The organism is Sphingomonas gei (genome assembly GCF_004792685.1).
GTDB classification, from domain to species: Bacteria; Pseudomonadota; Alphaproteobacteria; order Sphingomonadales; family Sphingomonadaceae; genus Sphingomonas; species Sphingomonas gei.
Map to the genome: position 1 here is coordinate 447362 of NZ_SRXT01000002.1, position 22840 is coordinate 470201.

At 63.0% G+C, this 22840-nt stretch carries 11 protein-coding genes and 2 tRNA genes; 7 read left to right on the top strand and 6 right to left on the bottom strand.

From position 1 onward, the window contains the following. Positions 1–38: 38 nt before the first annotated feature. The 3 genes from E5A73_RS06080 to E5A73_RS06090 all read left to right on the top strand — a co-directional run bounded on the left by E5A73_RS06080 (position 39) and on the right by E5A73_RS06090 (position 10202). Positions 39–923: an AraC family transcriptional regulator gene (locus E5A73_RS06080; RefSeq protein WP_135962898.1), complete on the top strand. Its 885-nt coding sequence runs from the start codon at positions 39–41 to the stop codon at positions 921–923. A 188-nt stretch (positions 924–1111) separates the two neighbouring features. Continuing rightward, positions 1112–9808: a hypothetical protein gene (locus E5A73_RS06085; protein ID WP_135962899.1), complete on the top strand. Its 8697-nt coding sequence runs from the start codon at positions 1112–1114 to the stop codon at positions 9806–9808. 4 nt (positions 9809–9812) lie between these two features. After that, positions 9813–10202, top strand: coding sequence for a hypothetical protein (locus E5A73_RS06090; protein WP_135962900.1), 390 nt, complete (start codon positions 9813–9815; stop codon positions 10200–10202). 87 nt (positions 10203–10289) lie between these two features. Here E5A73_RS06090 and E5A73_RS06095 read toward each other — a convergent pair whose 3' ends face one another. Then, positions 10290–11042 carry a hypothetical protein gene (locus E5A73_RS06095; protein ID WP_135962901.1) on the bottom strand — a complete coding sequence of 251 codons (753 nt, stop codon included), beginning with the start codon at positions 11040–11042 and terminating at the stop codon, positions 10290–10292. On the opposite strand from E5A73_RS06095, the gene E5A73_RS06100 reads away from it, so the two are divergent. Beyond that, the gene (locus tag E5A73_RS06100; protein ID WP_135962902.1) at positions 11035–11355 is read left to right on the top strand and encodes a hypothetical protein; all 321 of its coding nucleotides are present in this window, start codon (positions 11035–11037) and stop codon (positions 11353–11355) included. The genes E5A73_RS06095 and E5A73_RS06100 overlap by 8 nt on opposite strands. Positions 11356–11367: 12 nt before the next feature. Here E5A73_RS06100 and E5A73_RS21245 read toward each other — a convergent pair. From E5A73_RS21245 to E5A73_RS06115, 4 genes are all read right to left on the bottom strand, one after another. Next, a tRNA-OTHER gene (locus E5A73_RS21245) sits at positions 11368–11488 on the bottom strand. A 255-nt stretch (positions 11489–11743) separates the two neighbouring features. Beyond that, on the bottom strand, positions 11744–12679 hold the full coding sequence (gene thyX / locus E5A73_RS06105; RefSeq protein ID WP_135962903.1) for an FAD-dependent thymidylate synthase: 936 nt from the start codon (positions 12677–12679) through the stop codon (positions 11744–11746). 10 nt (positions 12680–12689) lie between these two features. Next, a complete protein-coding gene (locus tag E5A73_RS06110; RefSeq protein ID WP_135962904.1) occupies positions 12690–15077 on the bottom strand; it encodes a hypothetical protein in 2388 nt (795 codons plus the stop codon). Between the two features lie 46 nt (positions 15078–15123). After that, positions 15124–16329 carry a hypothetical protein gene (locus tag E5A73_RS06115; RefSeq protein WP_135962905.1) on the bottom strand — a complete coding sequence of 402 codons (1206 nt, stop codon included), beginning with the start codon at positions 16327–16329 and terminating at the stop codon, positions 15124–15126. 738 nt (positions 16330–17067) lie between these two features. On the opposite strand from E5A73_RS06115, the gene E5A73_RS06120 reads away from it, so the two are divergent. Together E5A73_RS06120 and E5A73_RS06125 are read left to right on the top strand one after the other, a co-directional pair. Then, a complete protein-coding gene (locus E5A73_RS06120) occupies positions 17068–18954 on the top strand; it encodes a hypothetical protein (RefSeq protein ID WP_135962906.1) in 1887 nt (628 codons plus the stop codon). A gap of 1273 nt (positions 18955–20227) precedes the next feature. After that, positions 20228–20794, top strand: coding sequence for a uracil-DNA glycosylase (locus E5A73_RS06125; RefSeq protein ID WP_135962907.1), 567 nt, complete (start codon positions 20228–20230; stop codon positions 20792–20794). 445 nt (positions 20795–21239) lie between these two features. On the opposite strand, the gene E5A73_RS06130 is transcribed toward E5A73_RS06125, so the two are convergent. Beyond that, positions 21240–21315: transfer RNA gene (locus E5A73_RS06130), tRNA-Thr, on the bottom strand. A 201-nt stretch (positions 21316–21516) separates the two neighbouring features. Between E5A73_RS06130 and E5A73_RS06135 the strand changes: the two genes are divergently transcribed. Next, positions 21517–22767, top strand: a complete 1251-nt coding sequence (locus E5A73_RS06135; RefSeq protein WP_135962908.1) for a PAS domain-containing protein — start codon at positions 21517–21519, stop codon at positions 22765–22767. The last annotated feature ends 73 nt before the right edge of the window (positions 22768–22840 follow it).

Below are 22840 nucleotides of genomic sequence, written 5' to 3' on the forward strand. Positions count from 1 at the left end.
CGACAACGGCTAATTGGTGCCGCCACTGAGGAGGGACGATGAAGGCGGCGCTTCAAAACTACCATGCCAGGATGCAGCGAGTGCTGGACTATATTGACCAGCATCTCGACAGCGATCTGGATCTGGAAACGGTGAGCCGGATCGCCGCCTTCTCGAAATTCCATTTCCACCGGCAGTTCACGGCGACCTTCGAATTGTCCGTGCATCGCTATGTCCAGCTCGCCCGCATGAAGCGTGCTTCGAACCAGCTGGCATCCCGGGGCGCCGCCAGCGTCACGGAAATTGCGATGGATGCCGGCTACGATTCGCCGGATGCCTTCGCCCGCGCTTTTCGGCGAAGGTTCGGGCAATCGCCTTCGTCGTTCCGGAAATCGCCCGATTGGGCGCCTTGGCTTGCGGCCTTCGGGCCTCTGGAAATTGCGAGGAGCAAGCTCATGCAGACGACCTATACTCGAGACGACGTGACCATCCGCGAAGTGTTACCGACGCCGGTGGCGATCCTGGAGCATCGCGGCGATCGGGCGACGCTCGGCGATACCATCGAGCGGTTCATCCGCTGGCGAAAGGGCGCCGGCCTGTCCCCCGAGACGAGCCCGACGTTCAACATCTTCCGCTCCGAGCGGACTCCCGAGAACCCGGCCGAATATAGCATGGACCTGTGCGTCGGGACCGGGCGGCCAATCGATGCGCAGGACGACGTGATGAAGGCCGGCGTGATCCCCGGCGGGCGCTGCGCGGAGCTGCGGGTCAACGGCGCCTCGCATAATCTGGAACCGGCGGCGCTTTATCTGTATCGCGAGTGGCTCCCGGCCAGCGGCGAGGAAGCGCGCGACTTCCCGATCTATTGCCAGCGATACCTCACCTTCCCGCCGGGAGAAGCTGCGCATGCAGTGGTCGCGGAGATGTTTCTGCCGTTGAAATAGCGCCCCTGGATGCGAGCGGCAGAGGTCGAGAACGTCCATGTCGCTATAGCTCTGCCATCGCCTCGCGATACAGATGTGACACGCGATCCTGTTCCCGCGTGACGGTGCGATACGCCGGGGTGAAGTCCAAGTCCTTCATTTACCTATATTTCACATCTGGCCCGCGGTTTGCTTGCCAGTCGCGTGACATGGGAGGTCGTACCTCGGTGGCGCAGCGGCCCGTGCCGGCTGCAAGCCCGGCAGCGTCGCGCACTGCGCCACGCAGCGTGGCGCCCCTGCGCAACTATGGTGACACCAGCCCCAGCTACACGCCGATGCCCGCCATGCGGTGGAAGCCGATCGATGATGCGGGCTTCGCTACCTATGACGGGATGCTCGGTGTCGAAGTGTCGCAGACGAAGACCTATGGGCAGCTGCTGCCGGCGCTCCCGTCGCCGCGGTCGGTCCCGCCGCCAAAGGCGCCGCCCACCGATAAAGCGAGGTCGGCCGATTCGCCCCCCGCCGCGGGTCCGGATCCCGCCGGCAACGAAAAGAAGGCGGCGGCCGACAAGGACAAGTCGGAGGATGGCGGCAAGGAAAAGGGGGACAAGAAGGGTGGCACCGCGACTAAGGCTGGCCCGGGAGCCGATGCTGCGCCTGCGGGCAGCGGCAAAAGCGACGGCAAAGCAGGCGCGAAGGCCGGGCAGCAGCTCGCCAAGCTGGCCGGACTGGAGAAAGCGCCGGCAGTGCCGCTGCCGATGCCGAGCCCAACGATCGGTGGCCATCATCTCGCCCGCCCCGGGTTTCGTGCGCGGATGCCGGTCGGCAGCTTCGACGCGGAACGCGAGCTCGATGTGCACCCCGCGGTCGCGTCCGCCAATTCAGCGGGCGCCGCGCAGGAGCCCGTCGCCGATTACCGCAGCCTCTATACCGGGGCGGTCGATGAGAGCTTTGGCCTCTATCGCCGCCTGATGCACGAGGCGGAGCTGATCGTCGCTTCCGCCGATCGCCGCAATCGCGAGCTGGAGCTGCTGCACCAGTCGAAGCTCGACGCCTCGCTCAACCTGCTCGACACCACCTTGCTCTCCAACCGCGCGCGGCTGGCGCACGGAAGCGAGCAATTGCGGCTTACGCTCGATACGCGTGCCGATAGGCTGCGGCGGCGCATCCGCGGCGCCTGCGCCACCGGCATTGGCCGGCTCGAGCAACGGCTACGCGACTATAACAAGCGTATCCAGCCGCTCCGCGATCAGGCCGCCCCCATCATCGACGAATCGAAGACCGGCCCCAAATCGGTGTTTGATACCGCGACTGCGGCGATGACTGCGCTTGACGGCGTCATCTCCAGTCCCGGCAGCAAGATTCCCGAGGAATATGGCACGATGTCTGCGGCGGGTCGCGAGGCCAAGGTCGACTACGCCCCCGGCTATGCCACGTGCGACAAGGAGCTGGTCCAGAAGACGCAGGCCGCGATCAACGAATTTCTCGTCAAATCCTTCGCCTGCATCGAATGCGACTTCACGCTCGCCTTCCAGGGGCTGGAGGGACAGGTCGCCAACATGGACGGCCCCGGGCGCAAGGCGATCTACGCGGCGCAGGACGGCGCGCTCAAATCGGTCGGTTCGACGGTCAAGTCGCTGCGCGAGGCGATCGACGCCAATGAGGATGCGACCGAGCGCATGCTGATCCAGCAGCATGATCGCACGCGCGAAAGCCTGATCGAGGCCTCGGAGAATAATTCCGAGCGCGAAGCCGAAGCGGTGTCGGAAGGGGCGGAGCGCCAGAGCGCGACGCTCGCCGGCATGGCCGCGGGCCAGCCACGCGCCGTGCAGGCGATGCACGACCTGCTCGCCGAACAGGCGGGCAGCCCGCCCGCGGCGTTCGCGCGGAGCGTCGATCGTGCCGCGATCCGACTCAAGGCCAATCTTGCCGGCATCGCCGGGCGCCAGCCGCGCACCACGGCCGACACCGCCGCCCGGATCGGCGAGGGCCAGTTCGAGCGCGCGCGGCAGTTCGGGGCGCGGCAGCAGGCAATCGTCGCGGGCTCCAACGCCACGCTCGAAGAGATCGTCGCGCAGGCAATGCTGCATCTCGACAAGCAGGTCTTCGACAGCATCGCAAGCATGGACGATGTCCCGGGCAACGTGCTCAAGCAGGCCGATGCCGTGCTTGCGCCGCTCGGCCCGATCTTCGAAGGCGCGGTGCAGGATCTGTCGGATTCGGTCGGCGCGCTCGGCGCGCAGGTGCATCAGGTGCTCAACGGCGGTGAGGCGATGGCCAAGCACGATGCCGGCGTGGCCGCGCGCAAAAAAAACGAAAAGCCCCCACCGCCGCCGAAGGAGCCCAAGACGCCCGGCGGCGCGAAGGACAAGGCTCCCCCCGAGCCCGCGCCGGTGCCGGCCAAATGCGCCGGCGACTGCGCCACGCGCGGCGCCGACAAGGGGAAGGACAAGCCGGGGGACAAGGCAGGCCCCGCGCCGACCGCGCCGGACGGCTCCAAGCCCCCCGCTGGCCCGGCCCAGGCCGAGGCCAAGGGCCCCGAGGAGGGCGCCGACAATACACCTTACGGCTTCAAGAAGCTGTGCGAGAAGATCAAGGCGGACCCGCTATCGGCACCGCAGCTCGCCGGCTTCCTCAAGCGCGCGCAGCGCGAGGTGACCCAGAAGCTTGCCGATCGCGCTGGCAATATCCAGAAGGCGCTCGCCACGACGTTCGCACCCGAGACCGGGCTGCTGATGGAGAGTGTCCGGGGCCTGTCCAAGATCCAGGGTCAGGCGGTCTGCTACCAATATTATCTGCTCGATTCGTCGATGACGCTCGAGGAGAAAATCACCAAGAAATACAAGGATGCCGTCTGGTCGGCCGAGAAGACCGACAATGCCAATCGCGATGCGGCGATCGCCATGCTCCGCGGCGACCCCAAGGGCGGCGCGATCCAGGAGCTGATCGCGGCGTTCAACTTCTCGAACGAGAATCAGCGGATCCGCGACATCCTGCTCAATCTCACCCCCGCGCAGCTCGCCGAGCTCAAGAAGGACCCGCGGCTGCTGGAACTGGCCGCGCAGCTCGACGGGCGCGACCGCGAGATATTCGACGCGTTGCTCAACGAGAATAGCGCGCCGGCCAAGGCCGAGGGGCTGGCCGACCAGTTCGACACGATCAACAAGGAGAATCGCGGCGAGAAGCGGGGCGACGAGCTCGCCAAGAAGTTCACCGACGCGAGCAGCGATTTCCACAGCCCGCTCGAAGGCGACAAGAAACGCTGGAATGCCGACATCTTCGGCTTCGAAGCCCCGACCGCGGCAGTGCGCGAGCGCAATGCCGGCCATTGGGCCAAGATGCAGACCGAGTTTGCCGGGCTCGAACGCGTCCAGAACATCGTCGGCAAACAGGCCGATCCCCAGCAGGCGATGCTGCGCTACGCCACGCGCGAGATCACGCATCGCGACAGCACCGGGCATGGCAAGTCGCGGCGCACGAAGATCGTCACGGACACGGTCAATCCTTATCACAAGGAATGGCTGGCCATGATCCTCGAGAAGGGCGCCGAGAGCCCTGAGGCCAAGGGCGCGCGCGTGCTGGTCGAGGAGAAGCGGGCCAAGCCCGATCTGAAGGGGCTCGATTCCGCGACGCGTAGCGGGCGCGGCGATGCGCAGGTCGGCGGCGGCTATAACGAAAAGGGGCGCGAGCAGGGGCGCAAGGAAGCCGAGGAGGACCGGCTCAAGATCCTCAAGGCATCCGAGGCGGCGCGCGCGAAGATCGAGGGGGGCAAGCCCTCGGAGGACATGGAGGCGGTCAAGGCGCGGCTCGAGAAGAATTTCTCGGCCAAGCTCGTCAATGATCCGACGGGCAAGGCAGTCGCGATCGGCATGCTCAAGAGCGACGCCGGCGATCCGATCGCGGTGATGGAATATGCCGTCAAGCACGAGAATAACGAGCTCGCGCTGATGCAGCTCAAGCGGATGGACCGCCGCGAGATCCAGAAGTTCCTCGACAAATATAACCACGACCATCCGAACGGCCCCAGCCTCGAGCGCCAGCTCGGCGTGTTCGAGCATTTCGGCAAGAGCGGCACTGCGTTCGACGGCGACAAGGCCAACGACCTGACCATCGCGCTCAAGGGCGTGCCGCAAAATGATCGCGAGCGCGGCGAGGTCGCCTTGCTGTGGATGAAGCTGACCAAGGACCAGTCGGGCGCGTTGGGGCGCGGACTGGCCAATTCCGAATACAAAGCGATGATCGCCAATTTCGATCGGCTCAAGCAGCAGATGGGCGTCACCGACGCCGATATCGACGGGCGCGGCAACCTCAAGTTCAAGGACGGCGGCGGTACCGAATATCGCGGCAATTTCGACGGCGAAGGCAATTTCAAGCCGGCACTCGGGGGCAGCGTCAGCGGGTTCGAGACCGCCGTTGCGCTCGCGAAGATCAGCTCGACGGCGTATAACGAGGCGACCGACCGCATCGCCAGCTTCGTCACCACTGCGCTGATGGTGATCGCCGCGGTCGTCACCACCATCCTCACCGGCGGCGCGGCGGCCTCGATCTGGATTCCGGTGCTGGTCACGGCGGGCGCCGGGCTGATCGGCATGGCGCTGACCTATTCGATCCGCGGCGACCGCTACACCCGCGACGAGATGTTCCGCGATTTCGTGATGACGATGGTCCAGGCCGCGACCGCGGGCATCGGCGCGGCGGTCGGCGCGGGGCTGCGCGGCGGCGCCGGCGCAGTCAAGGCGCTCGCCACTTCGATGCGCGTGTCGGAGCAGACGCTCGCCAATCTCGTCAACAAGGGCGTGATGATGCGCGGCCTCACCTTGATGGAGGAAATGGCGATCGGCGCGGGATCGAGCGCAGTCTCCGGTGCAGTCGGCGCCGCAGTCGATCCCAATGCGCGCCACAGCGAGGATTATGGCAAGGGCATCTTCCACGGCTTCCTGCGCGGCGCGCTGGGCGGCGCCGCCGGCGCGGGTGTCACCCGCGGCGTCACGGCCGGCGTTGGTGGTATCGTCAAGGGAGTCGGCGCGCGTTCGGGCGTCAACGCGGTACTCAACCGCGGCGGCTCGATGGAGCTCGCGGCGCGCGTGGGCCAGATCCGCGCGCGGGCGCTGAGCACCAGCTTCCTCACCGAAGTCGGCACGCGTTCGCTCGCGTCCGGGGTCAGCGGCGCGACGACGCGCGTCGTCGACATCGCCTATAACCGCATCGCGCTTGATCAGAAGATGTCCGCCGGGCAGTTCTTCGAGGAAGTCGGCTGGGCGTTCGTCCAGAACGCAGTGCAGGGCTTCGCCGAAGGCGCCGGCGACCGCGCGATGCGGGCGATCAGCCCGCAGCGCGCGATGGAGCACGCCTTCACCGTAAAGGATCAGCCGCACGAGTTCCGCGAGGCCGCGCTCGGCGCGCTGATCGCCGAAGGGCGCGCGCGCGGGCTGATTCCGATGCCGCCCGAGCCGGGGGCGCTACCGGCCGTCGGACGTCCCAAGGTGGGCGGGACGTCCGAAGCGCCAGCGGTGCCAAAGGCAGCGCTCGAAGGGGCTACGCCGCACGCCGCCACTCCTGAAGCGCAGGTACCGCGTCCGATCACCGGCGTCGACGAGCATGGCACCATATTGCCCATGCCGCGCGCGGGCGAGGAAGGCGCGGTGCCGATGCCCCGCCACGAAGAGGAAGGCTTGACCAAATCGAGCCAAACCGAACCGGAGGCGCGCGCCAAACGCGCGCGCACCCCTGACGACGAGTCCGGCACGCGCACCATCACATCAGCCAACGACAATCCTGATCAACCGACGCATCTGCATATCTCTCTTGCCGATGTGGATGCCTCGGCGCTCCCTCGGATCGGAGTGGATTCGGTGCTGGTGCATCCGGATGCGCGGAGCCGCGAAGCTGCCAACGACAATTTCGGCCGGCTGCTCAACATCGACCCGACCCGTGAGGCGGCGGTCTATTTCAACCCGGTCACCGGCGAATATCTCGTCATTCAGGGCGATTCGGTCAGCGTTGCCTCGATCTCGGTACGCAACAAGATCGATGCCGGCCCGGGCAACACGCAAATGCCCGTGTCGCGCGACGGCGTGCCCGCACCGGGGGGCTTCTGGATCATCGAGCATCACTACCACCCGAATGCGCCTGGCGATAAGGGAACCAGCTTCCTCAGTCGCCTGCCCTCGGGGGACGATGGCGATTTCGGCGTGATCAAATACGAGGCGGATGTGCATGGCCTCGATGAACGAAGGTCGCGCATCTATTTCGTCGATGACGGCAAGCTCAGTTACACCGACTTCGGCTTCAATTCGAAGGATCCCGATGCGCGGTACTGGATCGATTTCCCGCATCCGGTGACGGGGGTGCGTACGCGCGAGCCGTTCAAGACGATCGAGGAATATCACGCTTTTGTCGGCAAGGTGATGAGCGACCCGGCGCTCGCCCGTGCCGGCGCCGCCGGTCGCGCACGCACGCCGGAAAGCGGCGGCGAGGCCGCGCCCGCGGGGCTCGATCCCGGTCGCCGCGTGGGCGCGGAATCAGCGACCATCCATGACAAGCTGACGCCGCGCAATGTCGAGGACCTCGGTGCGGTCTCGGAGCAGATGCAGCGCGTCAAAGCGTTCGAGGATCAGATCGCGGGCCGCGCGCCCAAGGGCGATGTCGACCCTGAAATGGGCCGCGCCGCGATGCTGGGCGACGCGATGGAGGCAGTGAAGCGTCTCGGACTGGTCGAGCGGCCCGACGCGATGATCCGCCTCACCGCGGTGCTCAACAATCCCGACGTGCCCGATCACGTCAAGCCGCTGATCGCGCGCGCTGTGCTGGAGGCATCGCGCGAAGCGCTGATCCGCGCGAACAAGCTCGATCCGGGCGACGAGCTGCTGATGTTCTTCCGCGGCGCGTCGAGCGAGCGGCTCGAGGATTACAAGCGCGCTGGCGTGGATCCCACCCTGGCGACCAATCGTGAGGAGGATGTCGGGCCGGGCCTGTACATGAGCCAGGATCTCGAATCCGCGAAGCGCTATGGCGGCGAGGAAAGCTCGATCCTGCCCTTCATCGTGCGCCGCAACGAGTTGGGCAATGTGCTCGACATCAGCCCGAACAGCCCGTTGCGCGCGCAATGGGAGAAGTTCGTGATGCAGAACTGGCACAAGCATCACCTCCATCCCGCTTCCGCTGCGATGTTCGGCAAGAAGGGGCCGGCCAATCCGATGGAATTCGGATCGCTGTGGTTCGAGCGCGCCAATCGCGTCGTCCTGTTCGATGCGTTTCGCGAGCATCTGATCGCGACGCATCCCGATGCGACGGTGCGGCAGGCGGCCGCCAATCCCGATATCGTGCTCAGCGATCTCGGCGGGCCGGTCACCTACGGCAACGACCGCGGCTTCATGACCGATCAGGCGGCGATGAAGACCCGGCTGGTCGGCGACCTGATGAACGATCAGCTCGGCTTTCCGCGCGCGGGCACGGCGCCCGTGGGCGGAGAGGGGGTGCCCGCTCCGCGCCGTGCGCGCACCGCCGACACGGGCGAGACACCGTCGACGAAACTCCCCGCGCCGGTCGTCGAGGTCCTGCCTGCGCCGGTGAAGCTGCCCGTGCCCGAGCATATGGACACTGCCATTGCGCGGGTGCTGGCGCGGATGGGCGAGGAGAGTCTGTGGGACGTCTCGGCCCAGATCATGATCGAAGCCGATCCGGCGAACGCCTTCGCCGCGTTGATGGCACCCGACAAGGAAACGCGGCGCGCGGCGCTCGAGCGCTTTCGCGAGGGGTTGGTGGAGAAATTGGGCCCCGAACATGCGGAGCGGCGCATGCGCCAGCTCGATCATCTCGCCGCCAAAGGCGGCCAGGCGTTCCGCGTCGAATATGAGCATTCGGAGCGGCTGAAGACCGTCACCACGCATCTCGACAAATTGCCGCCCGCGCTGCGCAGCTGGGCGCGCGAGTCCCCGGCATTGCTGGTGTTCGCGCTCAAGGATCCCGTGCGCCTGCAAGCGCTCTACGATCGATATATCGCCAAGAACACCGAAGCGTCGGCGTTGGCCAGCCTCGAATTCGAGCGCCATGTGCTCGCCAAGGAACGCAAGGGCGATGCCGCGCTCTACGACGAACTGCGCAGCCTGCGCACCAATTACCCCGGCGAGGACAAGGCGCTGGCGGAAATGGCCACGCGGCTCGATCCGCAGGGCAAGACCTACCGCGAGTCGCAAACCCCGGCACCGCTCTCCACCGAAGCACCGCCCGTGCGGCCGCTTGCGGCGGACAAGGTCGTCAAGGGACTTCGCGTCGATCACCCCGAATTCGGACGCGGCACCGTGCAGGGCGTCGAAGGCGGCACCGTCACGATCCATTTCGACAACGAGGCGCCGGACGCGACGCGGAGCCTGCCGCATGGCGATGACCTGTTGTCGCAGGCGGGTGACCCCGATCCGCGCTTCGGCGACGCGCCGCCCTTCCGCTCCGCCGACAAGATCAAGGACGAGATCGACAAGCTGATGGAGTTCCGCGCAACCGCGCTGCTGCCCGATTTCTCGCAGGATGCGGACGCGGGCACCGTCGCGCGCATCGCGCTGGGCGGCGAGGAATTCCACGGCACCAGCGCAGGACTCGATCCGCCCAATTATTCGCTGCGCAACGAGCGTCGGCAGAAAATCTACAAGGAGCTGATCGCAAAGTTCGGGCTCAAGGATACCGGGCCCACTTCGCAGGATGCGATGTTCCTCGGTCATGCCGAGGCTGAGGCGATGCTGCTCGCTTACGATCATTTCGGGCGCTTGCCCGAGGTGCTCGAAATCTATGTCGACCGCTCGACCTGCAACGATTGCCGCAACAACATGATGCGGCTGGCGAAGATGCTGGGTGTGAAGGAATTGCGCGTCTATTATCTCAACCAGACCAATCCCCCGCTCGTGAGGCGCTGATCCCATGGAATTCCGTTTCCGCATCCCGACCGGCGAAACCGAGGAACTGACCGATCCCGCGCCGATCCTCGCGCGCATTCGGGAGGACGGCAGCGCGTTCTGGAACATCGGATCGGGCGATGCCGGGATCGAGACCGGGTCGCCTTACGCCCCGCTCACCCTCGAACTCTATTTCGACGGCGAGGCGCATTTCCAGCTGCGCTACACCACGCCGGACGGTGACTCGGTGACGGCGCGGGATCCGCGCCACGGCAAGGCGAGCGCTACGATCAAGGTCGGCGGCACGCCGATGAAGCTGGCACCAGGCACGTTGCAGCCGCGCGAGGCGGCCGCCGAAATCGTCCGCCATTTTTGCGCGACCGGCGAGAAACATCCCGATTATGCTTGGGAATGACGCGCAGCGGACTGCGCGGATTCTTGCGCTTCTGCGAGCCGCCACGCCCGGGCAATGCCCAGCGGACTTGCAACCCGGTTGCGGCGATCAGCGCATCGGCACCGAATAGACCATACCCATCTTGCCGTCTTTCATCTGCCCGTCGGTCAGATCGCTGGGGCAATCGCCGGTGCGGCTGGCGACGATCTTCTGGCTGTCGCCCTCGATGCTCAGGTCGAGGACTTCATCCAGCGTATGGCCGGTCGCGACATCACCGGTCAGCGTGTCCTTGGTTGTCACCGGCTTCATGCCGGGCACGCCGTACACCGTGACGTAACTATAGCCGTCCGGCGTCTTGGTGAAGTTGCGCGCGGTGCAGTCGCCGCCATTGCCGATTTGCCGAAATGCCGTATCCTTCTTCGGGTTTCTCCCCGACGCACAATTTGTCGGTCCATAGTTCGTCGCATTGGCTGCGACATGGCTGAAGTTCCAGAGCTCGGTCCGGCGCTTCGGCGCGGAGATATTGAGGGCGGCGTCTCCACCTGCAGCGACCGCGGTTTCGGCCGGCCCCGTGGCCGCGGTGTCGTTGGCGGGCGGTGATACCGGTGACGGCGAGCAGGCGGTGGCGACGAGGAGCCCCGCAGCGGCAAGAGCGATGCGCATGAGATTGTCTCCGATCCGGAGGGTCAGCAGCCGTCGGCTTCGATCGACTTGCCCGGCGGCCCAACCGGCTATCGCTCGCTCGCCGAAGGGCAGGGCGTCGGCGGCTTCACCGTGGATCGGCTGATCGGGCGCGGGGGCATGGGCGAAGTCTATCTGGCGCATCGCACAACGGCTGTTTTCGAACAGCGCGTTGCTCAAGATGCTTCGCGCCGAAGCCAGCGACCGGGGCGACATGTTCGCCCGCGAACGCCGCTTGCTCGCGCGGCTGGAGCATCCCGGCATCGCCCGCCTGATCGACGCCGGGATTGCCGAAGACGGGCGCCCGTTCGTGGCGATGGAATGTGGATGGCGAGCCGATCGATGCATGGTGTCGCACCCGCAAGGCGGATCTGGACACGCGCCTGACTCTGTTCGCGACGTCTGCGAAGCGGTCTCCAGCGAACACCGGCGATCAAGGCGGGCCATTTTTTTAACAGATTTGCGTGGTTTTCTCAATCATTCGAAACGTTAGTGAATGAAGAAATGGTGCGCCTACAGGACTCGAACCTGTGACCCCCGCATTACGAAGGAGTGTTACGGCATGGCCGAAATACGAGGGTTTCTGCCAAAATTCGAGCGAAGTGAGACATGAGATTCACCGGCACCCACGCCGGACCCAAATCCAGCACAGATGGTGTCTGGCGAGCTTCCCAGCGGAAGATGCTTTGATAGAAAGCGACCGCCGAATGCGACCTGCGCCAGACCTCAACGGCCCGGCATCGACCGACGGCTTTGCGCGCGCCATTTCGGCCGGTCGAGGCGGGTTGGGCCACTCTTAGAAGCGGACATTCGTGAGATAAACGCAATATCGACGTTGGCGCTTAAGCACCCGCCCCCGCTAACCCTAGGGCGGACGACTATCAGCTGGGGCGAACCAATGGGCCGAACGCTGCCTGCAGTTCGTCCCACTCGCGTCTTGGGAGTCTTGAAGCTTCGAAGTCGATCGGCTCGCCAGTCAGCGCACGCCGGATCAGATCGGCGGCGGTGGCTGATAGCGAAACTGCGTCTAGCCGATATTCCAAGAATGCTTCGTGCGTAAGAGGCACCCACTGCGCCAAGATGTTGAGAATTACTTCCGCATATGCCCTGATTTCATATTGCGCATGCGGATCTGCTCTCAGTCGTAAGAAATGCATAAGATTATGCAGATCTACTTTCCAATACCATTGCGTATACGTATTCACGCCTAAGCCGATACGGGCGAGCTCGCGCGACAAACCTGACCTCGCCGGATCGGAGGCCATCCCCTTTTCGTCTTCGTTTAGCAGCCACAAATAGTGATCGTAGCTACGCTCCGCATCGTCGCGAAGCAGATCGATGATCGCTTGCGCCTGTTCAGGCGGGAGTGCTTCATCACGGCCCTGCTTATTCGTCGTCGATTGCGTAGCCAGATGTTGCGGAGCAGGGACGTAGAACTCGCGATCCAAAACGGAGTACCGTCCGGAATATTCGTTCACGTTGGCAGTACGGTGACGAATCCATTGTCTCGCGACGAAGATCGGCAGCTTCACGTGCAATTTCAGCTCGCACATCTCGAACGGGGTCGAGTGCCAGTGGCGCATGAGGTAGCGGATCAGTCCGCGGTCCTCGCTGGTGCGCCGCGTTCCCCGCCCGTATGAGACGCGCGCTGCCTGCACCACGGCACCGTCGTCACCCATATAGTCGACCACGCGAACGAACCCGTGGTCGAGCACAGGATGCTGAAGATGCAGCATCGCTTCCATGGCAGGGACTGTGGGGCGCAACGTCGTCGCGGTAGCCGCGCGCGCCTCTTCGATCTCGGTCGTATGTTCCATATGTGTTCTGTTACTCCTCGGCGGGGCCGACTGCAACTGTGTCGGGGTCGTCGAAGCCAATTTCACCGTTCGTCTCGTCCGTCTCAGTAGCCGCTTCACCGCCAGCCAACGCGCCCCCGACGGCTCTCGCCGCCTCTTCGGCCGCGTCCTTCTCGATCATGTCGAGAAAGAAGCGGATAGTGCCGTCTTCATCGATGGCTGCAAGGCCGTGGCGCAGGTCGGCATTGAGGTGAACCGTGGCCTTGCCCAACGCCGTCGCGAGCAGGATCTCTATAGCGATGTCATGTTGGGCGGGGGAGGGGTCAAGCAGGAGGTCGCGCAGATCCGTCGTGCGTTCTGCCTCGGTTGAAGGATCCGCATAGACGAGCTCCTCCGGGTGCGCGCCGCGCAGGAAGATCGAGCGCAGGATCGAGTCGGTCCATGTTTCCTTCAGATAATCGCCGTGCTTGAGTACCGTCGAAACGGGAAATCGGCGTGGACCAAGCGGAGGGCCATGTGCCGGATCTCTTGAGCGAAGTCGCTGCAGCGCGGACGAGACCGCAGCGAAGGCGTCAGCCTGACTGCTACCCTGATCGACGAAAAAGGAGGATGGACCAAGTGCAAGAGGCGTTCTGGCCGGCAGCGCCAAAAACAAGTCGTCGGACATACCGAGCGCCGCCGCACTGCCGAGCGCCTCAGTGCGGTTCGCCAACCGCGGGTGCAGCGGGCCACGACGCGCCCAGCGATTGTAAAGCGCAAGTTCCTGGCACCAAGGGCAGTCCTGGTCCCGCCAGTCGGGCAGCGGCAATTCCAGAATCGTGATGACCTCATGCGGGGGTAACCTCCCGCGGTGCCGCAATCGTCGCCTGGTGCGCTCCCAGGCCTTTGGGGAAGACGGGCACGCGACCCCTATCAGGTACCAGATACGCCCCGCGAAGCCTTCAGTCCTCAACGACCGTTGATACTGTGAGAGGCTGGCATCATTCACCCAGGCATCGACCAGTACGATAATCTCGTCGTCCTCGCCGGCGCCGCGGATCGCGGCTCTTGCTTTCAGCTCCGCTTCGCTGGCGTTGGCGGCGAAGTGCAGTGTGGGGTGCAGGAGAGTGGGAGCCTCGACCCCCTGATTGCGCAGCTGCTCATTCACTAGCGCAACCAGCTGTTCCGAGCCACTGCCGGGCGGGGCGACAAGCCGGACCGGCCTCTTCTGGATGGCTGCGAGTGCTTTGGTAATGCGGTCGCGCAGCCAGGGTAAAGCGGCGAGGTGCTCTGTGGCGACATGGACGCCGTGATGCCTAGCGCTCTGATTTCGGGTGATTGTCCTGTGAACCTGCAAGATACCATGGCCCGCCAGTGCGTCTACGACTTCGCGTGACGGCACCGTAACTGGCTGCGTTATCTCGACCGGCTCGTCCTGAAAGATCAGTGGGAAGTAGACCTGCCGGTCTATCCGGATGCGGTGGTCGGGCCGGCCTACGTCGACAGCGGGCTGAAGGAGACGGAAGCGCTGGTCGTGCACGAGTTCCCGCAGCGCCGGCATATTGGTCGGCCCGAGCGCGAAGATGGCGACATAGTGAGCGTGGAACCGGTCAAGGCCTCCCATGACGATTTCGCCGAGCGTATTTCTCAGGCTCCCGCTCTGCGTGGCGCTGATCAGGCAGAGGATGCGGTCCAGCTCGGGGTCCGTCGGCGCCTCCCGCACCAAGCGCTCAATCACCTCTCGCGCCCGGAGGTCGGATCCATGCGCCGGGTCGATATAGTCAGGCAGGAGCTCGACCCGCCTCGGCCCGCCACCGAAATATCGCTGACACAGCACCGAGATGTTGAAGGCGACAGAGGAAATCGACCAAGTGTCCACGAGAATGGCAGCACAGCGGTCGAGGTGCGGTAAAAGCCAATAGAACAAGGCATCCACTGCATCCCGGCTATACTGGATGTTACCGACCCGGATGAAGTGCCGCACCAGTCGGCCGCTTGGTGCTTCGAAGACCGTACCGGGCGCAGCGGTGATAACGGCGCGGGATTTCTCGAGCAGATGGTCTAGTTCAGCGGCTTGAATGTCCTCGATTGCTTCGTTCAGCGGCATGTCGGCAGGGAAGGTCGCGTGGGGAAAGCGCGGATTCACGTTCGCGGAGAGCAGATGTCGCCCGCGGAACGAATGTAGTAAATGCACTGGCCGGTCATCAACGCGGGCAAACGTGATGGCGACGTCTGTTCCGCCCAGCAACTCGACGAGAGCACCGGAGACCTTCGGGGGCATTTCGCCTGCGAACAGATCTGGATCCCACTGCTGCTCTACAGGGAGCCGCAGGACCAATAGGTCGGTCCCCTGACGAATGTCTGGGCCCGTATCGTAGACGTCGCCAAGAACGTCCTCGACAGTCCGCTTCGCGGGCATTTGAACGACCTCTGCGAGCATAAAATGCTCTGGGCGACCCAGGCCCGCTTGGAACCGGTGCATGGCGTCAACCGCCGCCGGCCGGGATTAGGTCCGGGTAGAGGATTTGCCAATGCGTGCCCGCGACCCGCTCGTACTTCCCCTCTCGAATTCTGAGCCGCGCATCCGTATCCCCCGCACTCCCATCCATCGTGAGCCAGAACTCGCCGGTTCTCAGCGAAACAAAAGCGTACATGGCCTTCGCCGCGCGTAACGCGTTGAGGATCCCAAGCCCGGCATTGGGATCGGCGATCTTCGAACTGATCTTGCCGTGCAGCAATTCATCTAGCAATTCGGCACGGGGGCGTTCGCGATGATTATGCCCAGCATCGGTCGCAAGAAACCCGTCCAAGATCCCGTCACCATAATCCGAAACGCTGGCCTCGACCAAATTGACGGCGCCGTGGGCCGGTTGTCGATCGATATAGTCGGCCAGTTCGTTGAACGATCCGGCCTTCGCCTTTAGGTCCTCGCGTCCGCCGTAAAGGTGCTTCGCCAGCCGCATAATCCGCACACCGCGCGCGCTGCTGGCGTGCTCCCAACCATTCATGTGCAGTTCCCAGAGGAATTCCAGTGCGGTCCGTTTGTGCCCGATTTCCTGCCCGCTCTGGCGCCGCCCCAGCGCACCGACTTGCAGCTTGTCGAGGACGCCCCTGACCAGTTTCAGAAACGCGCCTCGCCGATCACCGCCGACGTTCAGCGCAGCAGCCACTGCGGCCTCCGGATCGAACTCGACCAAGCTTCGCCATTGGCCAGAAGCCTGCCCGAGTAGCCCGCCGCGTCGCTCCGTGACGTATCGCCGGATCCGTGTCGCATCGGCAGCGGAGCTCCGATCTCCTTCCGGGGATACGACACCTCCATGCTGCAGGGTGAGGAGGGACGGTATCGAGACCTCGAAGGCTTCATCAAACTCGGCCAGGCTGCGTCGTTGTGGCCAGGCCGCCAGCCCCCAGGCCAGCAGCTGCGTTTTCTCCGCCGCCGCTAGGCCGGGCGCTATGGCTATTCCGGACCATTGCTCAAGGAAAAAGCGTCGGGACCACTCGCTCGCGACTTTTGCTTCAAAGGAAGCGATTTGGCCGCTCTCCGGATGCGCTGCGGCCGCGATCTTGCGAAGAAGCAAGCCGAGGTCGTCCTCGATCTTGGCCAAGTCGCCGGCCTTTCCGACCGACGTTTTCAAAGACATGGACGGCACCTCGCTACGATCGAGCGGTGCGTAGCCGAACCGGAGCTGCATTGGAACTCGCCGCGCATCCGTCAGATGCAGCGATCGCTTATAGCGCAGTAAAAGTCGACTATCGCCCCGCCCACGGTCCTCCTGCTAATCCGTGGCACCGATGTCCGCTTTACCCCGTCAGCCATCCAAAGCTGCCGGTCTGCATTCGGCCGGATTCGCCCCCACTCGCCTGAGACCATGAGGGCACCTCGTCAAAGCATGTTGCGCAAGATTCCGTCGGCGTCCCGCCGCCAGCGAACTCCCATGCCCTCCCTGATAATGCAGGCTACGTGGCGGCCGTTGAGTTCAAGTCGCATAGCGATATCGATAATTTGCCCTTGGGTGTCTCGCTTGCCGTCAATGCGGGCATGGACACCCTCGTGCGTTCTCCCCAAAGGATCGCGTTGCCATCACCGTTTGGGCTCAGGACAATCTGGTGCTTCCAAAGGCCGCCTTCGGATATTCGGCACCGTAGCTACGATACGGTTGCGAAAGCCATCCACCGAGCGCGCGGGCGGTATGATGAGAGAACTAGATCCAACCAGAATATATATGATGATCGTCGCTGATCAGAACGAGCGGATGCGACAAGTGCTTTCGACCGTATACGTGGTAAGTGACTCCATTTGCCCGGTTAGCGTGTTACATTGCTCGCTGGGCGCGAGTCGTCGTCCTGGGCATAATTGTAAAACGTTGTTGCGTTCCTGCGTTTCAGTGCTGCGTGTGTAGTTTTTCTACATCCTTGGTCTGGGGGACGATATGCAGGAATTTCCACGACGCTTTCATTTATCTGCGGTGTTTGCGCTCGCGCCGGTTGTGGGCGGATGTGCGATTTTCGGTGGCGAGCAGGTAGGCAGCACCTCGGCGGTCGTTCAAACTTCGATGCTACCCGCCAGCGTACCCTACTATCTCAATCTCTGCGGTCAGGACGAGGATCAGCAGCGATATCGCCTGTATTCTCCTTCGGCGCTTGGGCGTTGGGCAGAGGGCAAGGACGACAGCGGTCGGGGCGAGGAAAAGTATATCAAGGCAACTCGCGAGGCGCGGGAGCATTGCACGCATGATCGCAAGATCAACAACGGCGATCCGATTACCGTGCGCCTGCATCGCGTTGGCATCGGCGGCTTAGCCAAGTTTGCGGAGGATGGGCGTTGCAAATCCGGCTGCAAGCGCGACATCGCGATCGTCCTCGATTTCAACGGTAGTCAGACGCTCCAGAAGCCGATCGTTGCCTTCTATCAACGAAACGTGGCGCCAGATGGCAATCTTCAATTCGTCAATCAGACTATTTTCGCTCAGAATGAGTGGTTCTTCCGCTACCCGCCTAGTGTTCGCGTACGGCTTTACGATGTTCGAGATGACAAGGATCGGGCGCTCAAAGCTAACCTAGAGACTGTAGCGAAAGGTGCGAATTTCATCCGATCCTATATTGCCGGTGCGGCAATCGCTGGTCCGATTGTCGATACCGCGATCAAGGCAGCCGACCAGCTGATCGACGGCCCGCGGAATCGGCCGATTCTCGATATGTCGTTTCAGCTTTTTCCGCAGCAGCCACGGGGGACCGACGCAGTACCCGTAGCTAGTGCAACTCCGCCGATAGCGCCAGTGGTGACGGTCCCCGTTGTCGTCCAATCGCCGGCGAGCGAAGGCGCATTAACGGTGGTCGAAATTACCGAGCTGCAAAAGAAACTAAAGGTTGACACCAGCGGCGGCGGCGTCGGGCAGCTAGGCCCGAAGACTAAGGCGGCCGTTTCTGACCATATACCTGCCGCCAGCGCTTTGAAAGCTTTCGAACCCGCCTACAGCAGGGCTATCCGTCATTACCTAGTGGGGTCAGAATCTGCATCGGGCACGAATGCGAAGGACCCGGTGCCAGATCCCACCTTCGGATCGCCAATCTACGCATCACAGTTTATTGTTTTTGACGAAACAGCGCCGGGCGTTAACGATTGCGATCCCGCACGCAAAGCAAAGCTAAAGGCGCCGCGTACCCAACTCGGAAAGGAGCTGCCTGCTTACTACTTCGTCCCTGACGGCGTGCAGGGTGGGGGTGCGCGTGTCTATGCGATGCTGCCATCACCCAATCTGCCTGAGAAGCTTGAGCCGTGCCTTCTTGAGACGCCGTTTGTGATTTTTTCGATAACGAGAGAAAATGTCGCGGTTGCTGCGGATGTCGCGAAGCGCATTTCGGACCTCCAAACAAAATTCACCGCTGATAGTACCGTTAGCGAGGATGCGATTGCCTCTCTAGGTTCGGCCTATGTCGATGCCGAACTTGCGCTGGCGATCGACCGGGTGGAAAATACTTGGCGAGCAGATCAGCTATCTGCTTTACTTAAAAGGATCGAAAAACAGCGCGCCGACAACAAAAAGCTAGGAGAGGACGACACCGCCCCCAAACCACTCGCGAGCGCTTCCTACAGATATCGCGCTTATCGTCTTATTGAAGATTACACGGGTTGCCCGGCGAACGACAGCCTCCGGAACGGCTATTTCGTAGAACTCGCCGAATTACTTACTCCCCTCGCTCGCACGGCTCGTTCAGAGGGTGCGGGTATACCTTATCTACGAGCGAGCGACGGAGCCAAGCTCGTCTGCCCGGCACCTGATACCGGGTCGGCGGAGAGCGAATCGGCCGAGACATGAGATGAAACGCGTTCGAATAGCTTGGATGCTTGTCCTTGTTGGCACTATCTGGATGAGTTCCGGTCCTGCTGGATACCTGTCATCTTCGGCTCGATCGGCTCAAACGACTTGTAGAACGGAAGAGTTCGCACGATCCAACGATCAATTTCGAGTGCGGCTCCGGAGCCTCTCGGTGCCAGATTCAATCGAGCATTTGAAGCGATGGACAGCAGTCGTCCACTGCATGAGCCGAGTGGATGGCGGAGCCCGTTTGTCGGTTGGTACGCGCAAAGGGGTCATATTCGAGGTCGGCGATGAGTTCGCACGAAGAGGTCAGCCTTGTCTGGCTCTCCAAGCCGTAGGTATGGCAAGGATTAACAACGGACCGGGCCTTGCCGGTTTCTGGGGGTCAGCCAAACTGAGCCCCCCTCAGTCGCAATCAGTAAACGGCTTTCTGCTTTCCTGTCTGCGGGTCAGCCCCTCGCCGCTCGGTAGCGATCGATCCTCACTGTTTAGGGATGTTGTCGCCCGCTTGAGACACCCATCCCGGATCAAAGACGACCTCGTGACCGTGGATAACATACGACTCTCGGACGGGGCGCGACTTGCCCAGGCACTACTCGACACGCTCGACGCCATATTGATGCTCGATTTTCAAAAAATTCAAGGCGACCGCCGTGTATCCGCCACGGTCTCGGGCTTGCAAACAGTGCAAGCACGGCAAAATTGGCGAACCCTTTGGGTGGCCCTCGATGGTCCGAATCAGCGGCCAATGTCAAAATGCATGCCTGCCATAATAAGCGCCCGTTCACAGTTAGAGCGTGAAGTTATCACCGTGCGATCTCTTGCTGGATCACGTGGAACCTGCGGAAAATAAGATAATCGTAGAAAACTGATCAAACGATTGTTAACTATAAAATGACTAATATTGATTGCGATAATATTGTTCGGATATTCCGTTCTGCTGCAAGACTATATTCCCGATATAGTCAGATATAGTCAGATATGTTGCGCTGGACGGTCCCACGTGGAGCGAAATGGGTGCCTCATCGACCACCCTTGGGGGAATCGCGCTAATTCAACCGGAAAAAATACCTCAATAAGTGGCGCTTGGAATCGAGGCTAGCGCGCCTGGAATGCTGATAGCCGTATCTTTGACCTCATCTCCGTGAGCAGTTCAAATACTAGCTCATCGTGGTACTTACGCAGGCTTCCGCGACAACAAGGGCGGAGTGGTGATTGTGGATCGCAAGACGCGGGCAATCGGATATAGACCCCTCTGAAACGGGGTTCCATGACGCCGCAACAGTTCGTTTCTCAACTATGCAACCTGCGGTTTGCCGACGCCTTCAACCCTTACTTTGATCGCTGCTCAGTCCACGACCTTGAAGATGCGTCACAGCGACGTTCGGGGTCGCTTGAACACATGCTAGCGAAGGCGGTGTCGGCGGACATTGACGCAATTTGGATCGGGCGCGATCTCGGCTTTCGTGGTGGTCGCCGCACAGGCATGGCCCTTACAGATGACGTGCATTTTCAAACGCACTTATCTCGATGGGGGATCAGCCGGGCCAAGCCCACGATTGGGCAACCCGTTCCCGAACGCACCGCCACCTGCATCTGGGAAATGCTCGAAGAGATCGACGTTCCCATCTTCCTTTGGAACGTCTTTCCACTTCACCCCCATGAACCGGAGGCCTCTTTTACGAACCGGGCGCCTTCCGTTGGGAAGATCGCGAAATCCGACCTGCGCTATACCTCAACGGGCTCGCCCGGTGCGATCATCGTGGTCCGACCCCGGCTATCACGCTCCACCGGTCAATGCTCGAAAGCCCACCTGCTGCGGCGATCAGCAAGGTAACCCCTCTTGCCATCGCTCGCGGCGATAACGCTGGTGGTGCCGATGCAGATCTTGTGCGGTGCGCGTCGCGATTGCTCGGTTTCCGCCGCGTCGGCTCTGATCTCCAAGCACGGCTAACGGAGGGGCTGACAAGCTAGATCCAGATACGGTTTGAGGTCAGATGGAAACGTACACTCGGACGAGAGGGTGCGGTCGAGCTGCGACGACGCATTGGAGCATCAGCTATCGCTGACGGCGTTTTAACTGCCCATCCTTCGCTCAACGAACAGCGCAGCGATGGCGTGCTTTATCGCTCTCAGCAGGACCACGGCGGACAGCCTGCTGGAAGAGCTATGGCGTGGGTCGCACCGCTTTTTCTATCCAAAAGCCACCCAAGCAGGACCCAAACGCCCACCCAGCCGTACGAGCTTCGCCCGCAAGCTTCGGAGTTTCCTACTGAAAGGGGTGGTGCCGCTTACAGGACTCGAACCTGTGACCCCCGCATTACGAATGCGATGCTCTACCAGCTGAGCTAAAGCGGCCCGTCCAAAGCGTGTCGCTCCGGAAGAGAGCGCGCGCTTACCAGCAGGATCCCCGGCTGACAAGCGTTGCGATTTGCTTGCCCGCCACGAAGCCCGCACCCGCATCAATACGTACCCGTCGGGCTTTACGCGTCGTTTACCACACAGGGCGCACAAGCGCAGTTCAAGGACCGGGCCGTTCGCCCGTAATGGAGCACGCGCATGGACATGGCTCGCGGCATCAATGAGCCGCTCGACCCGGCCGCCAAGGTCTCGAACGACGATGCGGTCGAGCGCCCGCTCGACATCGGCGCGGATGAGCGCCGCATGCACGTGCGCGCCTATAATCACTGGGTTTCGCTGCTTCACGGGCGCGCCTACCCGCCGATCGAGGACCTCGATCCGGGCAACATCGCCGATTTCGGCCCGCACAGCGTGCTGCTCGACTTTACCCGCGGCGTCGAGGATCCGGCGATCCGCTACCTCGGCGGAATGCTGCGCGAGGAATGCGGCTTCACCCCGGCGATCCAGCGAATCGGCGAAGTGCCGAGCCGCTCCTTGCTGTCGCGGCTGACCGACCATTATCTCCAGATCATCGCGAATCGCGCGCCGATCGGCTTCGAGGCCGAGTTCGTCGGGCAGCGCGGGCACAATACGCTCTATCGCGGCATCCTCATGCCCTTCTCGTCCGATGGTCAGGCGATCGACTTCATCTACGGCGTGATCAACTGGAAGGAACTGGTCGACGCCGAGACACAGGCGCGGCTCAACGCCGAGATCGAGGAATCGCGTCGTGCCGCACCGGCTAATCCGGTCGCGGCCGCGGTGTGGGCCGACGGTCCCAGCGCCGGCTTTGAGGCGCCGGCACCGGTCGAGCCGCCGCTTCACGCGTCGAGCCTGGCGGACCAATTGCTGCTCGCGCGCGAATCGGCGGCGGCGGCCCGCGCTTCGGACACGCGCGGCCGCTCGGCGCTGTATCGCGCGCTCAGCCGATCCTATGATTTCGCCCGTGCCGCCGAGGAGTCTCCCGAGGATTATGCGGCGCTGCTGCGCGATTCGGGTCTTACCGTCCAGGCGCGCGCGCCGATGACTCCGGCCGTGAAGCTTGTCTTCGGCGCCGATTACGACAAGACCCGGCTGACCGAATTCGCCGCGGTGCTCAGCTATGCGCGGCGCCAGGACGTACCGCAGGGCGGGCTCGACGCGTTCCTCGAAGTCGTCGATGGCGGGATCAAGGGCGTGGTCAAGGCCGAGCGCGCGCATCGCCGCCCGGCGCCGAAGCGCGACATCTTCGCGCAGGCCGCGCAGGAACTGCGCAGCCGGCCGCCGCTCGGCCATGTCGATATTTCGGCAGGGCATGACGAATTCGTCGTGTTGCTCGCGCGGGCGGGCAAGCAGGGCCTCGATATCGTCGCGAGCTTTGAGGATGACGCCTCGCTGACCGAGCGCATGATTCGCAAGGCGGCCGCCTGAGCGCATAACTAGTCGCAACGGTTACTTTGTTGCGCGCCGAGCCTTGAGGTCGCGCGCCGGGCGGAGCATAGCG

Coding starts and splice junctions, on each gene's coding strand:
- E5A73_RS06080 (WP_135962898.1), top strand. CDS start 39: ATGAAGGCGGCGCTTCAAAACTACCATGCCAGGATGCAGCGAGTGCTG.
- E5A73_RS06085 (WP_135962899.1), top strand. CDS start 1,112: ATGGGAGGTCGTACCTCGGTGGCGCAGCGGCCCGTGCCGGCTGCAAGC.
- E5A73_RS06090 (WP_135962900.1), top strand. CDS start 9,813: ATGGAATTCCGTTTCCGCATCCCGACCGGCGAAACCGAGGAACTGACC.
- thyX (WP_135962903.1), bottom strand. CDS start 12,679: ATGGAACATACGACCGAGATCGAAGAGGCGCGCGCGGCTACCGCGACG.
- E5A73_RS06110 (WP_135962904.1), bottom strand. CDS start 15,077: ATGCTCGCAGAGGTCGTTCAAATGCCCGCGAAGCGGACTGTCGAGGAC.
- E5A73_RS06115 (WP_135962905.1), bottom strand. CDS start 16,329: ATGCAGCTCCGGTTCGGCTACGCACCGCTCGATCGTAGCGAGGTGCCG.
- E5A73_RS06120 (WP_135962906.1), top strand. CDS start 17,068: ATGCAGGAATTTCCACGACGCTTTCATTTATCTGCGGTGTTTGCGCTC.
- E5A73_RS06125 (WP_135962907.1), top strand. CDS start 20,228: ATGACGCCGCAACAGTTCGTTTCTCAACTATGCAACCTGCGGTTTGCC.
- E5A73_RS06135 (WP_135962908.1), top strand. CDS start 21,517: ATGGACATGGCTCGCGGCATCAATGAGCCGCTCGACCCGGCCGCCAAG.